The 13,149-nt window shown below is 51.5% G+C and carries 17 protein-coding genes; 10 read left to right on the top strand and 7 right to left on the bottom strand.

The features are described 5' to 3' along the window. Nucleotides 1–20 precede the first annotated feature (20 nt). Genes flgD through flgB form a run of 3 tightly spaced genes read right to left on the bottom strand, consistent with a single transcriptional unit; the run spans nt 21 to nt 1,552 of the window. Nucleotides 21–716, bottom strand: a complete 696-nt coding sequence (gene flgD, locus ACJHXB_RS08920; RefSeq protein WP_000020484.1) for a flagellar hook assembly protein FlgD — start codon at nt 714–716, stop codon at nt 21–23. An 11-nt stretch (nt 717–727) separates the two neighbouring features. Then, a complete protein-coding gene (gene flgC / locus ACJHXB_RS08915; protein ID WP_001196460.1) occupies nt 728–1,132 on the bottom strand; it encodes a flagellar basal body rod protein FlgC in 405 nt (134 codons plus the stop codon). Between the two features lie 3 nt (nt 1,133–1,135). After that, nucleotides 1,136–1,552, bottom strand: coding sequence for a flagellar basal body rod protein FlgB (gene flgB / locus ACJHXB_RS08910; RefSeq protein WP_000884702.1), 417 nt, complete (start codon nt 1,550–1,552; stop codon nt 1,136–1,138). A 154-nt stretch (nt 1,553–1,706) separates the two neighbouring features. Between flgB and flgA the strand changes: the two genes are divergently transcribed. From flgA to flgN, 3 genes are all read left to right on the top strand, one after another. Beyond that, complete coding sequence (gene flgA, locus ACJHXB_RS08905) at nt 1,707–2,366, top strand: flagellar basal body P-ring formation chaperone FlgA (RefSeq protein WP_000879689.1); 660 nt, start codon at nt 1,707–1,709, stop codon at nt 2,364–2,366. A gap of 75 nt (nt 2,367–2,441) precedes the next feature. Then, the gene (flgM, locus tag ACJHXB_RS08900; RefSeq protein WP_000020873.1) at nt 2,442–2,735 is read left to right on the top strand and encodes a flagellar biosynthesis anti-sigma factor FlgM; all 294 of its coding nucleotides are present in this window, start codon (nt 2,442–2,444) and stop codon (nt 2,733–2,735) included. A 4-nt stretch (nt 2,736–2,739) separates the two neighbouring features. After that, complete coding sequence (gene flgN / locus ACJHXB_RS08895) at nt 2,740–3,156, top strand: flagella biosynthesis chaperone FlgN (protein WP_000197345.1); 417 nt, start codon at nt 2,740–2,742, stop codon at nt 3,154–3,156. Between the two features lie 39 nt (nt 3,157–3,195). On the opposite strand, the gene murJ is transcribed toward flgN, so the two are convergent. From murJ to rimJ, 4 genes are all read right to left on the bottom strand, one after another. Next, nucleotides 3,196–4,731: a murein biosynthesis integral membrane protein MurJ gene (murJ, locus tag ACJHXB_RS08890; protein ID WP_001050683.1), complete on the bottom strand. Its 1,536-nt coding sequence runs from the start codon at nt 4,729–4,731 to the stop codon at nt 3,196–3,198. A 109-nt stretch (nt 4,732–4,840) separates the two neighbouring features. Beyond that, a complete protein-coding gene (locus tag ACJHXB_RS08885; RefSeq protein ID WP_000736139.1) occupies nt 4,841–5,764 on the bottom strand; it encodes a Gfo/Idh/MocA family protein in 924 nt (307 codons plus the stop codon). A gap of 1 nt (nt 5,765) precedes the next feature. After that, on the bottom strand, nt 5,766–6,413 hold the full coding sequence (locus ACJHXB_RS08880; protein WP_000877109.1) for a YceH family protein: 648 nt from the start codon (nt 6,411–6,413) through the stop codon (nt 5,766–5,768). 10 nt (nt 6,414–6,423) lie between these two features. Further along, a complete protein-coding gene (gene rimJ / locus ACJHXB_RS08875) occupies nt 6,424–7,008 on the bottom strand; it encodes a ribosomal protein S5-alanine N-acetyltransferase (protein ID WP_000468186.1) in 585 nt (194 codons plus the stop codon). A gap of 235 nt (nt 7,009–7,243) precedes the next feature. Here rimJ and mdtH point away from each other — a divergent pair, with 235 nt between their 5' ends. The 7 genes from mdtH to solA all read left to right on the top strand — a co-directional run bounded on the left by mdtH (nt 7,244) and on the right by solA (nt 13,105). Then, nucleotides 7,244–8,452: a multidrug efflux MFS transporter MdtH gene (mdtH, locus tag ACJHXB_RS08870; RefSeq protein WP_000092206.1), complete on the top strand. Its 1,209-nt coding sequence runs from the start codon at nt 7,244–7,246 to the stop codon at nt 8,450–8,452. Between the two features lie 63 nt (nt 8,453–8,515). After that, entirely contained in the window at nt 8,516–9,163 is a 648-nt protein-coding gene (gene grxB / locus ACJHXB_RS08865; RefSeq protein WP_000780912.1) for a glutaredoxin 2, read from the top strand. 133 nt (nt 9,164–9,296) lie between these two features. Then, nucleotides 9,297–9,857 carry a lipoprotein gene (locus tag ACJHXB_RS08860; protein ID WP_001366232.1) on the top strand — a complete coding sequence of 187 codons (561 nt, stop codon included), beginning with the start codon at nt 9,297–9,299 and terminating at the stop codon, nt 9,855–9,857. 105 nt (nt 9,858–9,962) lie between these two features. Continuing rightward, complete coding sequence (gene pyrC, locus ACJHXB_RS08855; protein ID WP_000126523.1) at nt 9,963–11,009, top strand: dihydroorotase; 1,047 nt, start codon at nt 9,963–9,965, stop codon at nt 11,007–11,009. A 73-nt stretch (nt 11,010–11,082) separates the two neighbouring features. After that, entirely contained in the window at nt 11,083–11,328 is a 246-nt protein-coding gene (gene dinI, locus ACJHXB_RS08850; RefSeq protein WP_001217754.1) for a DNA damage-inducible protein I, read from the top strand. A 289-nt stretch (nt 11,329–11,617) separates the two neighbouring features. Then, nucleotides 11,618–11,872: a biofilm formation regulator BssS gene (bssS, locus tag ACJHXB_RS08845; protein WP_000414437.1), complete on the top strand. Its 255-nt coding sequence runs from the start codon at nt 11,618–11,620 to the stop codon at nt 11,870–11,872. A gap of 114 nt (nt 11,873–11,986) precedes the next feature. Beyond that, nucleotides 11,987–13,105 (top strand): N-methyl-L-tryptophan oxidase, encoded by a 1,119-nt coding sequence (gene solA / locus ACJHXB_RS08840; RefSeq protein ID WP_000872831.1) that lies wholly within the window; start codon nt 11,987–11,989, stop codon nt 13,103–13,105. The last annotated feature ends 44 nt before the right edge of the window (nt 13,106–13,149 follow it).

Genomic DNA, 13,149 nt, shown 5'->3' with positions numbered 1-13,149 from the left:
GACTCCTGAAATGTGAAGGCTTAAATTATCTGCCGTACTTCGTCGAGGGTGGTGGTGCCGTAAGTGCCGAGATCCAGCGTATTACCGTTGTTGCCGCGGATCACACCCTGCACCAAAGCAAACTGCAGCGGCTGGGCAACCAGTTGTGTACCACCGTTACTGGCGCTAATCGCTACGTTGTAAGAACCGTTCGGCGCAGTGCTGCCGTCAGTCAACGTACCGTCCCAGGTGAAACTGTGGACTCCGGCGGTCAGTTCACCAATATCAATGGTGCGCACAACCGCGCCATTTTTATCGGTGATGGTGGCCGTAACTTTGTCTGCCGCCTGTTGCAGCTCAACACCAAACGGCGTGGTCGTGGTCACAGCCCCTTCTTCACTGCCGGTTCCCGCAAGAACAGTGGTGCCGGGGATCATCACGCCGTGACCGATCAGGTTACTGGCCTGTAACGACTGGCTGTTATCAATCTGTCCGGAAATAGATCCGAGCGTGGTATTGAGTTTTTCAATCCCGCTGACCGTGCTGATTTGTGCCAGTTGCGACGTCAGCTCGTTATTTTCCATTGGATTGGTCGGGTCCTGGTTTTTCAGCTGCGCCACCAACAAAGTCAGAAAACTGCTTTGTAAATCTGCGGCGTTGCTGCCCGTGAGCGAACTACTACTGGTGGTGCTGACGCCGGTATTTGTCGGATCGGTGGTGGTTACCGCAATGGACATAGCTTTCTCCTTTATTGACCGAGCGTAAGGGTTTTCAGCATCATGCTTTTCACCGTGTTGAGCACTTCAACATTGGCCTGATAGCTGCGTGACGCCGACATGGTGTTAACCATCTCTCCGACGACATCAACGTTTGGCATTTTCACGTAGCCCTTTGCATCCGCCAGCGGATTACCCGGTTCATAAACCAGTTTGTCCGGGGCCTGACTTTCTATAACATCGGCAACCTTTACGCCGCCTGTCGCAGCACCTGGTGCAGCGTTAACCTGGAATACCACCTGTTTTGCCCGATATGGCTGTCCATCGGGACCGGTCACGCTATCAGCATTCGCCAGATTACTGGCCGCCACGTTCAGGCGCTGGGACTGGGCAGTTAACGCCGACCCGGCGATATCAAAAATATTCAGCAGTGCCATCCGTTAATTTCCGCTCTGTAAAACGTTCATCATGCCTTTGATTTGCCCGCTCAACGCGCTAAGGCTCATCTGGTATTGCAGGCTGTTATCGGCAAACTGGGTGCGTTCGCGATCCATATCGACGGTATTACCGTCAAGCGAAGGCTGGTCCGGAATACGGTATTGCAGTTCTGCGGTAGGAGGGGTCAGCGCCTGCGCCGGAATGTGTTGCGTTGAGGTCATCGTCAGTGCAACCACACTGGTTGCATCCCGTCCACGTTGCATGACTTTTTTAAGTTCACTGGCAAAATCGATATCGCGCGCCTGATAACCAGGGGTATCGGCATTGGCGATGTTTGCTGCCAGCACTTCCTGACGCTGGGCGCGCAGATTGAGCGCCTCTTGTTGAAAACGTAAGGCGGCGTCGAGCTTATCGAGCATATCTCCTCCGCAGGTATCAAAATTCTGCCATCAGCTTAAATGCCTTTACGCGCGCGTTATCGGCGGAATAAACGCAAAATGGGTCGCTATTTATGCCGTTGATGGTCATTGCGGACAGGTACAATTCACGTTGTAGAAATGGCAGGGGGCGAAAATGCTGGCAATAAAACGTAGCGTGGCAATCATCGCGATACTGTTCAGTCCGTTAAGTGCGGCGAGCAATCTCACATCGCAATTGCACACCTTTTTTAGCGCCCAGCTCGCGGGGGTAAGTGATGAGGTTCGTGTTTCTATTCGTACAGCGCCCAATCTACTACCGCCGTGCGAGCAGCCATTGCTTTCGATGAGCAATAATTCCCGCCTGTGGGGCAATGTGAATGTGTTGGCACGCTGCGGTAACGACAAACGATATTTACAGGTTAATGTGCAGGCCACAGGAAATTATGTGGTTGCCGCAATGCCCATTGTGCGGGGAGGAAAGCTGGAAGCTGGCAATGTCAAACTGAAACGCGGACGGCTGGACACCTTGCCACCGCGTACGGTGCTGGATATCAATCAACTTGTTGATGCCGTTAGCCTGCGCGATCTATCACCCGATCAACCTATCCAGTTAACCCAGTTTCGCCAGGCATGGCGGGTAAAAGCGGGACAACGCGTCAACGTGATCGCCAGTGGTGATGGGTTTAGCGCCAACGCAGAAGGTCAGGCGCTGAACAATGCAGCCGTCGCACAGAATGCGCGGGTGCGCATGGTATCGGGACAGGTGGTCAGCGGCGTTGTTGATGCAGATGGGAATATTCTTATAAACCTGTAAGCTGTTAAAGATTACCCGTCCCTTGCCGATAAATAAGCAACACATGATAAAAGCGCCCTCAATGAGGAATAAACCATGAGTATTGATCGCACTTCGCCTCTGAAGCCCGTAAGCACCGTTCAACCGCGCGAAACCATTGACGCGCCGGTAACGAACACCCGGGCGGCAAAAACAACCGCCTCCACCAGCACCAGTGTGACGTTAAGCGACGCGCAAGCAAAACTGATGCAACCCGGCAGCAGTGATATCAATCTTGAACGTGTCGAAGCGTTAAAACTGGCGATTCGTAACGGTGAACTAAAAATGGACACCGGCAAAATTGCCGATGCGCTGATCAACGAAGCGCAGCAAGACTTGCAGAGTAACTGATCGTATGACGCGTCTTGCAGAGATCCTCGACCAGATGTCCGCTGTGCTTAACGATCTCAAAACGGTAATGGATCAAGAGCAGCAACATCTCTCTATGGGGCAGATCAACGGCAGCCAGTTGCAATGGATTACAGAACAAAAAAGCTCTCTGCTGGCGACGCTGGATTACCTCGAACAGTTACGCAGGAAAGAACCCAATGCAGCAAATAGCGTTGATATTAGTCAACGCTGGCAGGAAATTACTGTGAAAACGCAGCAACTACGCCAAATGAATCAACATAACGGCTGGTTACTGGAAGGACAGATTGAGCGCAATCAACAGGCGCTGGAAATGTTGAAACCGCATCAGGAACCGACGCTATATGGAGCGAACGGTCAGACCTCAACAACCCATCGCGGCGGTAAAAAGATTACGATCTGAAGATTATCTCCGGCCTGCACTGCAGGCCGGAATGCATTGTTACACCGTCCGGCGGGCAAACTCTTTAACTTTGAAGCCCAGTACCGCCAGTGCAGCGAAGTACGCGGCAATCCCCGCCAGCACGACCGCCATTAAACGCAGTAAGCGCCAGGGCATGGTACCCAATGACCACTCCGGCATGATATGTAACATACCTAAAAGCACGCCAGACATCACCAGTACCGCTACCACCAGACGCAACAGAAACGCCATCCAGCCAGGTTGCGGGGTAAAGATTTTCTGCTTACGCAACTGCCAGTAAAGCAGCGAAGCATTCAGACACGCCGCCAGACCAATAGAAAGTGACAGCCCGGCATGTTTCAACGGACCGATAAACGCCAGGTTCATCAATTGCGTTAAAATCAGCGTAACGATGGCAATTTTCACTGGCGTTTTAATGTCCTGGCGGGAATAAAAGCCAGGAGCCAACACTTTCACTACAATCAGGCCAATCAAACCCACCGAGTAGGCAATTAACGCCCGCTGGGTCATCAGCGCATCAAAGGCGGTAAATTTACCGTACTGGAACAGCGAAACGGTCAACGGACCTGAAAGAATGCCCAACGCAACCGCACTCGGCAGCGCCAACAGGAAACAAAGACGCAGCCCCCAGTCCATCAAACGGTTGTATTCATCATGATTGCCACTGGCAAAACTTTTCGACAGCGACGGCAGCAAAATGGTGCCAAGCGCCACGCCCAGCACACCGGACGGAAACTCCATTAAGCGGTCGGCGTAATACATCCAAGACACCGAACCGGAAGCAAGAAACGAGGCAAAAATGGTGTTGATGATTAAGGAGATCTGGCTCACAGAGACGCCAAGGATCGCCGGTCCCATCTGTTTCACCACGCGCATTGCTCCGGCATCGTGGAAGTTAATGCGCGGCAGGACCAGCATGCCGATCTTCTTCAGGTGCGGTAGCTGATACACCAGCTGCAGGACGCCGCCGACCGTAACAGCCCACGCCAGCGCCAGCACCGGTGGGTTAAAGTACGGTGCGGCAAACAGCGCGAAACCAATCATGCTGATGTTAAGCAGTGTTGGAGCAAACGCCGGAATCGAGAAGCGGTTCCACGTATTCAGAATCGCTCCCACCAGCGACGCCAGGGAGATCAGCAAGATATAGGGAAAGGTAATCTTTAGTAGCTGGCTGGTCAGGGCAAATTTGTCAGCTGTGTCAGCGAAGCCTGGCGCGGTCACCATGATCACCCAAGGTGCAGCGAGCATGCCTGCGACCGTCACAACCGCCAGCGCGAGTGTCAGCAGGCCAGAAACATAAGAGACAAAGACCCGCGTGGCGTCTTCACCCTGCTTGCTTTTGTATTCCGCCAGAATCGGTACAAATGCCTGGGAAAATGCCCCTTCGGCAAAGATACGGCGTAACAAGTTAGGAAGTTTAAAAGCGACGAAAAAGGCGTCGGTTGCCATCCCTGCGCCAAAGATTCTGGCGACAATTGCGTCACGTGCGAAGCCAAGCACACGCGAAAACATGGTCATCGAGCTGACGGCGGCCAGCGATTTTAATAAATTCATCGGTGTTCTAATCCAGACCCACGGGCAAAACGCCTGCAAGGCAGGCGCTGAAAGAGGCGAATAGTCTACCTGGATTATGGTGAATTGCTACCGCCAGATGTTACAGGGTTTATTCACTCATCGCATCGCGCCAGATCTTGTCAACGATACGTTGCGCCAGCACTGCCTGTTCGCCGGCGGTTTGCGGAACTGTCTGATTTTGCACGCATTCAATGAAGTGCCGCGCACAGCCGACAAATCCACGTTGCTCAAGCGTACTCTGCCAACCAGGAATCGGTTTATTCACTACACCCTGCCCACGCTCCTCACGCCATTCGCGCATATCTGTAATGTCGATGAGCGCACCGTCAGTCACGGCCTGCACGGTTTCACGCTGACTTCCGGCACGGCGATGCATACAGGTGGTGATCTGCAAAGGGCCGGCCGAAAAATGGTGCTCGGCAAACAGCATTTCGCCAGCGTCGTTAGTCAGTAGCGTACCGCCATCCAGAGAGGCTTTGCCGCCCGACAACCACAGCGCGGTATCCACCACATGCAGATAATCATCCAGCAACGTGAAATAAAGATCGTGTGGCCCGACGCTATTGCTACGATGTTTATCCATTCTTAGCGAGGCTGCGGTGGCGAGTTGCGTTTTTAACTCACCGTAGAGTGGTGCGAAACGACGGTTAAAACCGACCATCAACGTCAGTTTTTTCCGTGCCGCAAGTTCCACCAGCCGTTCAGCATCGCGCAGATTTTCTGCCAGCGGTTTATCGACACAGACATGTACCCCCGCATTGAGTAACGTACTGACCACGTCAAAGTGGCTGGCGGTGCTGGAATGCACAAAAACCGCATCGCAACTGGCGGCAAGGCTGGATAACGAATCGGCATAAGGAATGCGCCAGCTGTCACAAATTGGCAAGGCTTTCGCGCGCGTAGGCGACCACGCACCTTGTAACGTCCAGTCAGACGCTGCCGCCAGCACCGGTAACCACGCCTTTTGCGCGATGCCGCCTAACCCCACTACGCCGATACGTAATTTTTTCACTTTAATCTCCCAGATGGGCCAGCAACGAATCAAGACGCTGTTTCAGTTCTGCCACTTCGATTTCCAGGGCTTCAACGCGTGCCTGTAAATCACCGTCAACCGCGTTCGACATATCCATCACCGCCGGCTGATCTTCAACCTCACCACTGAAAAGATGCATGTAGCGGCTTTCACGTTTACCCGGTTCGCGGGCCAGACGCACCACAAAAGGACCATCTTCGCGATTTGCCAGTTGTTCCAGCGTCGACTCCACTTCCGCCATATCGCTGAATTCATACATTCGCGCGGCGCGGCTGCGCAGTTCACCCGGCGTCTGGGCACCACGCAATAACAACGTGGTGATTAACGCCACTTCTGCGGCGCTCAGTTTCAGATCGCCAAATTCTGAATTACAAAAACGTTGCTCATATTTGGTGACCCGATTACCAAAACCGCTCACTGTGCGTAGATAATGACGTTTGACCAGATTATCCAGCTGTTCCTGCACTTCGGATTCACTCAGATTCATGACCGGTTCACGGTTCGTTTTCTGATTACAGGCCGTGACTACACCATTGACTGAGAGCGGGTATTGCTCCGGCGTGGTCACCTGCTTTTCCAGCAAGCAACCAATCACGCGAGCTTCAAGGGCAGTAAGTTGATATTTCATGAGATTCTCCTTAGCGGCCGGGCGTCCAGTCTGGGGTAGTTAATGCCGTCAGTACGTGATCGCGCCATTGTCCATCAATCAACAGATAGTCTTTCGCATAGCCTTCTTTTTCAAAACCCAGTCGCGCCAGTAAATCACCGCTGCGTTTATTGTGCGGCATATAATTAGCCATAATGCGATGAATATGTTGGGTGCGCTGCATATAACGAATGGCTGCGGTCAGGGCTTCAAACATGAGTCCTTTGCCCTGCCATTTTTGCCCAATCGAATAACCGAGATAGCAGGCATGAAAAGAGCCACGAACAACATTGGAAAAATTGGCAACGCCAATAATCTCTTTTTCGTCCGGGTCGAATAAGCCAAAGTAGAAAGCTGAACCTTGTTTATGAAATTCGTTAATCATCCCTAGCCTGGCCTGCCAGCCTGATGGATAACAGTGGCTTTCGTCGCGCACTGGCTCCCAGGGCTTGAGGAAATGGCGATTCTCTGCGTAATAATCCGCAAGACGCCAGGCATCACGATCATGCACCAGACGCACGACCAGTCGGTCTGTGGTTAAGCGCACTTTTGGCACGTTACTGCGATAGCCAAACATTCTATACCTACTCCTTCCCGTAACGTCTTTAATACGCTGTAAGTATTACTATACCTGCGCAACCAGACCCTGTGAAAAGTCCAGAATGCCATTTTCTGCATTATTCACATATTTGATAAAAACTCTCTATCAAAGCGACGTTTTGATAAAAAAATATTGTCCCCGAAGTGATGGGAAAAGTCTTAGCGGCAATGCAGAATAGAAAGTGCTCATCTTTTATTTCCCGGGAGGGGAAATGTCCCGCGTGTCGCAGGCGAGGAACCTGGGTAAATATTTCCTGCTCATCGATAATATGCTGGTCGTGCTGGGGTTCTTTGTTGTCTTCCCGCTGATCTCTATCCGCTTCGTTGATCAAATGGGCTGGGCCGCCGTCATGGTCGGTATTGCCCTCGGCCTACGCCAGTTTATTCAGCAAGGTCTGGGTATTTTCGGCGGAGCAATTGCCGACCGCTTTGGTGCCAAACCGATGATTGTTACCGGTATGCTGATGCGTGCCGCCGGATTCGCCACGATGGGTATCGCCCACGAACCGTGGCTATTGTGGTTTTCATGCCTGCTCTCGGGACTCGGCGGCACGTTGTTTGATCCGCCGCGTTCGGCGCTGGTGGTGAAACTAATCCGTCCACAACAGCGTGGTCGTTTTTTCTCGCTGTTGATGATGCAGGACAGTGCCGGTGCGGTCATTGGCGCATTGTTGGGTAGCTGGCTGTTGCAATACGACTTTCGCCTGGTCTGCGCCACAGGGGCAGTTTTGTTTGTGCTGTGTGCAGCGTTCAATGCGTGGTTGTTACCGGCATGGAAACTCTCCACCGTACGCACGCCCGTTCGCGAAGGCATGACCCGCGTGATGCGCGACAAGCGTTTTGTCACCTATGTCCTGACGCTGGCGGGTTACTACATGCTGGCTGTACAAGTGATGCTGATGCTGCCAATTATGGTCAACGACGTGGCGGGCGCGCCCTCTGCCGTTAAATGGATGTATGCCATTGAAGCGTGTCTGTCGTTAACGTTGCTCTATCCTATCGCCCGCTGGAGTGAAAAGCATTTTCGTCTGGAACACCGGTTGATGGCTGGGCTGTTGATAATGTCATTAAGCATGATGCCGGTGGGCATGGTCAGCGGCCTGCAACAACTTTTCACCCTGATTTGTCTGTTTTATATCGGGTCGATCATTGCCGAGCCTGCGCGTGAAACCTTAAGTGCTTCGCTGGCAGACGCAAGAGCTCGCGGCAGCTATATGGGGTTTAGCCGTCTGGGTCTGGCGATTGGCGGCGCTATTGGTTATATCGGTGGCGGCTGGCTGTTTGACCTGGGCAAATCGGCACACCAGCCAGAGCTTCCGTGGATGATGCTGGGCATTATTGGCATCTTCACTTTCCTTGCGCTGGGTTGGCAGTTTAGCCAGAAACGCGCCGCGCGTCGTTTGCTTGAACGCGACGCCTGATTTGATACTCCCCCCTGACTCCTCCATACTGAAAGTGAACTGACAGCCAAATGGAGGAGTCACGTGAAGCTATACATTTACGATCACTGCCCTTACTGCCTCAAAGCCCGCATGATTTTCGGCCTGAAAAATATCCCCGTCGAATTACATGTTCTGCTCAACGACGACGCAGAAACACCCACCCGGATGGTCGGTCAAAAACAGGTTCCCATTCTGCAAAAAGATGACAGCCGCTATATGCCAGAAAGCATGGACATCGTTCACTATGTCGATAAACTCGACGGCAAACCGTTACTGACCGGCAAACGTTCCCCTGCCATTGAAGAGTGGCTGCGCAAGGTCAATGGCTACGCCAACAAACTGCTGTTGCCGCGTTTTGCCAAATCGGCATTTGATGAGTTTTCTACTCCCGCCGCGCGCAAATATTTCGTCGACAAGAAAGAGGCCAGCGCGGGTAATTTTGCCGACCTGCTGGCCCACTCTGACGGTCTGATTAAGAATATCAGCGATGATTTACGTGCGCTGGACAAACTGATCGTCAAACCGAACGCCGTGAATGGCGAACTTTCGGAAGATGATATTCAGCTTTTTCCGCTACTGCGTAATCTGACGCTGGTAGCCGGAATCAACTGGCCAAGCCGCGTTGCTGATTACCGCGATAATATGGCGAAACAGACACAAATCAATTTGTTATCATCAATGGCGATTTAATCCTGACCCGCCGCGGCAGCCTGTATTCGCGGGTTGCCGCCGTTTTCAGTTTTTTCTGCTGGCGCGTTTATCGCTGGTGACACATGCTGCGTTGTGTCAGGATATTGACGCAGATTTCATGTCGAGGACTACCATGAACAAGTTTTTATTTGCCGCTGCATTGATCGTCAGTGGCCTGCTCGTTGGCTGTAATCAACTCACCCAATACACCATCACCGAACAAGAAATTAACCAGTCGCTTGCGAAACATAATAATTTCTCAAAAGATATCGGTTTACCCGGCGTGGCTGACGCCCATATTGTTCTGACAAACCTGACCAGCCAAATTGGTCGCGAAGAGCCGAATAAGGTTACCCTAACCGGAGACGCCAATCTGGACATGAACTCCCTGTTCGGTAGCCAGAAAGCGACCATGAAACTGAAGCTGAAAGCGCTGCCCGTGTTTGATAAAGAAAAAGGTGCGATCTTCCTGAAAGAGATGGAAGTGGTCGGTGCGACGGTACAACCGGAAAAAATGCAAACGGTGATGCAAACGTTGCTCCCCTATTTGAACCAGGCATTACGCAATTACTTTAACCAGCAACCAGCTTACGTCCTGCGCGAAGATGGCAGCCAGGGCGAAGCAATGGCGAAGAAACTGGCGAAAGGCATTGAAGTGAAGCCAGGCGAAATTGTCATTCCGTTTACTGATTAATCACGAGGGCGCATTCGCGCCCTTTATTTTTCGTGCAAAGGAAAACGTTTCCGCTTATCCTTTGTGTCCGGCAAAAACATCCCTTCAGCCGGAGCATAGAGATTAATGACTGCACCATCCCAGGTATTAAAGATCCGCCGCCCAGACGACTGGCACCTTCACCTCCGCGATGGCGACATGTTAAAAACTGTCGTGCCGTATACCAGCGAAATTTATGGACGGGCTATCGTAATGCCCAATCTGGCTCCGCCCGTGACCAGCGTTGGGGCCGCCGTGGCGTATCGCCAGCGTATTCTTGACGCCGTACCTGCCGGGCACGATTTCACCCCGCTGATGACCTGTTATTTGACAGATTCACTAGACCCTAATGAGCTAGAGCGCGGATTTAACGAAGGCGTGTTCACCGCTGCAAAACTTTACCCGGCAAACGCAACTACTAACTCAAGTCACGGCGTGACGTCAGTTGACGCAATCATGCCGGTACTTGAGCGCATGGAAAAAATCGGTATGCCGTTACTGGTGCATGGTGAAGTGACACATGCAGATATCGACATTTTTGATCGTGAAGCACGCTTTATAGAAAGCGTGATGGAACCGCTGCGCCAGCGCCTGACTGCGCTGAAAGTCGTTTTTGAGCACATCACCACCAAAGATGCTGCCGACTATGTCCGTAACGGAAATGAACGGCTGGCTGCCACCATCACTCCGCAGCATCTGATGTTTAACCGCAACCATATGCTGGTTGGTGGCGTGCGTCCACATCTGTATTGTCTACCCATCCTCAAACGCAATATTCACCAACAGGCATTGCGTGAACTGGTCGCCAGCGGTTTTAATCGCGTATTCCTCGGTACGGATTCTGCGCCGCATGCACGTCATCGCAAAGAGAGCAGCTGCGGCTGCGCGGGCTGCTTCAACGCCCCAACCGCGCTGGGCAGTTACGCTACCGTCTTTGAAGAGATGAATGCTCTGCAGCACTTTGAAGCATTCTGTTCTGTAAACGGCCCGCAGTTCTATGGCTTGCCGGTCAACGACACATTCATCGAACTGGTCCACGAAGAACAACAGGTTGCTGCAAGCATCGCACTGACTGATGACACACTGGTGCCATTCCTCGCCGGGGAAACGGTACGCTGGTCCGTTAAACAATAAAAATCGTAGCTTCCTGTTGTCATTAGGTTATTTTACCTGTATAAATAACCAGTATATTCAACAGGGGGCTATTATGCGAATTGAAGTCACCATAGCGAAAACTTCTCCATTGCCAGCTGGGGCTATTGACGCCCTGGCTGGCGAACTTTCCCGCCGTATTCAGTATGCGTTTCCTGATAATGAAGGCCACGTATCGGTACGTTATGCCGCAGCGAATAATTTATCGGTTATTGGCGCAACAAAAGAAGATAAACAGCGCATTAGCGAAATTCTCCAGGAAACGTGGGAAAGCGCCGATGACTGGTTTGTCAGCGAATAATATGCAGTGATTTTTGTTTTTGCCGGGTCGCCCCGGCTTTTTTATTTTACTTACAAATTTTGAGTACAAAATTTCTACACTTCCTCAAAATAATTGCACAATATGCTAAAAAAATATGAATGACATGCTGTTTTATTGTTCATATAAATCTTAAAAGCAAAAATTTATCTGTTCCCCCCTTTAAAAATTCGGTGAATACCCTTACTTATTGGTATACTGAAGTTGCTTCAGATAAAAACGCATTGAACCTCGAATAACGTTGTCTAGTAACACGAATTAGGGGGCCATGATGGAAAAAAATAATGAAGTCATTCAGACTCATCCGCTCGTAGGGTGGGACATCAGCACCGTTGATAGCTATGATGCGCTGATGTTGCGTTTGCACTACCAGACCCCAAATAAGTCCGAGCAGGAAGGGACTGAAGTTGGTCAGACGCTCTGGTTAACCACTGATGTTGCCAGACAATTTATTTCGATATTAGAAGCAGGAATCGCCAAAATTGAATCCGGTGATTTCCCGGTAAACGAGTATCGGCGTCATTAACATGACATGACCATCCACCCAAAAGGCACCTCACCGGTGCCTTTACCATTTCTGGGTTGTATATCTGCATTCAGTTAATTACTCTGCTTAAACCATGAGAGCAGAGAGAAAAAAATGAAATACGATCTCATCATTATTGGCAGCGGTTCCGTAGGCGCTGCCGCCGGGTATTATGCAACCCGTGCCGGTTTAAACGTGCTAATGACCGACGCCCATATGCCACCACATCAACACGGCAGCCACCACGGCGATACGCGATTAATTCGCCATGCTTATGGTGAAGGCGAAAAGTATGTCCCGCTGGTTCTTCGCGCGCAAACGCTGTGGGATGAACTCTCCCGCCACAACGAAGAAGATCCCATTTTTGTACGCTCTGGCGTCATTAACCTTGGCCCGGCTGATTCCACATTTCTCGCCAACGTCGCCCACAGCGCCGAACAATGGCAACTCAACGTTGAAAAGCTCGATGCGCAAGGGATTATGGCCCGCTGGCCGGAAATACGCGTCCCGGACAACTACATCGGCTTATTTGAGACTGATTCCGGTTTTTTGCGCAGCGAACTGGCGATTAAAACCTGGATCCAACTGGCGAAGGAAGCGGGCTGTGCGCAGCTGTTCAACTGCCCGGTCACCGCAATTCGTCATGACGATGATGGCGTAACTATTGAAACGGCTGACGGTGAGTATCAGGCGAAAAAAGCGATTGTCTGCGCGGGAACATGGGTAAAAGACCTGCTCCCGGAGTTGCCTGTCCAGCCCGTACGCAAAGTATTTGCCTGGTATCAGGCCGATGGGCGCTATAGCGTGAAGAATAAATTCCCGGCGTTTACCGGTGAACTGCCCAATGGCGATCAATATTATGGTTTTCCGGCAGAAAACGACGCGTTGAAGATTGGCAAACATAACGGAGGCCAGATTATCCATTCAGCGGATGAACGTGTTCCGTTTGCGGAAGTGGTCAGCGATGGTTCGGAAGCCTTCCCGTTCTTGCGCAATGTCTTGCCGGGTATCGGTTGCTGCCTGTACGGCGCTGCCTGCACCTATGATAATTCGCCTGACGAAGATTTTATTATCGATACTCTACCCGGCCACGATAATACACTGCTCATTACCGGCCTGAGCGGGCACGGTTTTAAATTTGCGTCAGTTTTAGGGGAAATAGCTGCCGATTTTGCGCAAGACAAAAAAAGCGATTTTGATTTGACGCCATTCAGGCTTTCCCGCTTCCAATAATCATCATTACGGCCTCCAGAATGAGGCCGTTTTTACAGGAGTAT

Source organism: Escherichia sp. WS3227_2, assembly GCF_046486495.1.
Classification (GTDB): Bacteria; Pseudomonadota; Gammaproteobacteria; order Enterobacterales; family Enterobacteriaceae; genus Escherichia; species Escherichia coli.
This window is presented reverse-complemented; position numbering and strand designations above follow the sequence as displayed.

Coding starts and splice junctions, on each gene's coding strand:
- flgD (WP_000020484.1), bottom strand. CDS start 716: ATGTCCATTGCGGTAACCACCACCGATCCGACAAATACCGGCGTCAGC.
- flgC (WP_001196460.1), bottom strand. CDS start 1,132: ATGGCACTGCTGAATATTTTTGATATCGCCGGGTCGGCGTTAACTGCC.
- flgB (WP_000884702.1), bottom strand. CDS start 1,552: ATGCTCGATAAGCTCGACGCCGCCTTACGTTTTCAACAAGAGGCGCTC.
- flgA (WP_000879689.1), top strand. CDS start 1,707: ATGCTGGCAATAAAACGTAGCGTGGCAATCATCGCGATACTGTTCAGT.
- flgM (WP_000020873.1), top strand. CDS start 2,442: ATGAGTATTGATCGCACTTCGCCTCTGAAGCCCGTAAGCACCGTTCAA.
- flgN (WP_000197345.1), top strand. CDS start 2,740: ATGACGCGTCTTGCAGAGATCCTCGACCAGATGTCCGCTGTGCTTAAC.
- murJ (WP_001050683.1), bottom strand. CDS start 4,731: ATGAATTTATTAAAATCGCTGGCCGCCGTCAGCTCGATGACCATGTTT.
- ACJHXB_RS08880 (WP_000877109.1), bottom strand. CDS start 6,413: ATGAAATATCAACTTACTGCCCTTGAAGCTCGCGTGATTGGTTGCTTG.
- rimJ (WP_000468186.1), bottom strand. CDS start 7,008: ATGTTTGGCTATCGCAGTAACGTGCCAAAAGTGCGCTTAACCACAGAC.
- mdtH (WP_000092206.1), top strand. CDS start 7,244: ATGTCCCGCGTGTCGCAGGCGAGGAACCTGGGTAAATATTTCCTGCTC.
- ACJHXB_RS08860 (WP_001366232.1), top strand. CDS start 9,297: ATGAACAAGTTTTTATTTGCCGCTGCATTGATCGTCAGTGGCCTGCTC.
- pyrC (WP_000126523.1), top strand. CDS start 9,963: ATGACTGCACCATCCCAGGTATTAAAGATCCGCCGCCCAGACGACTGG.
- dinI (WP_001217754.1), top strand. CDS start 11,083: ATGCGAATTGAAGTCACCATAGCGAAAACTTCTCCATTGCCAGCTGGG.
- bssS (WP_000414437.1), top strand. CDS start 11,618: ATGGAAAAAAATAATGAAGTCATTCAGACTCATCCGCTCGTAGGGTGG.
- solA (WP_000872831.1), top strand. CDS start 11,987: ATGAAATACGATCTCATCATTATTGGCAGCGGTTCCGTAGGCGCTGCC.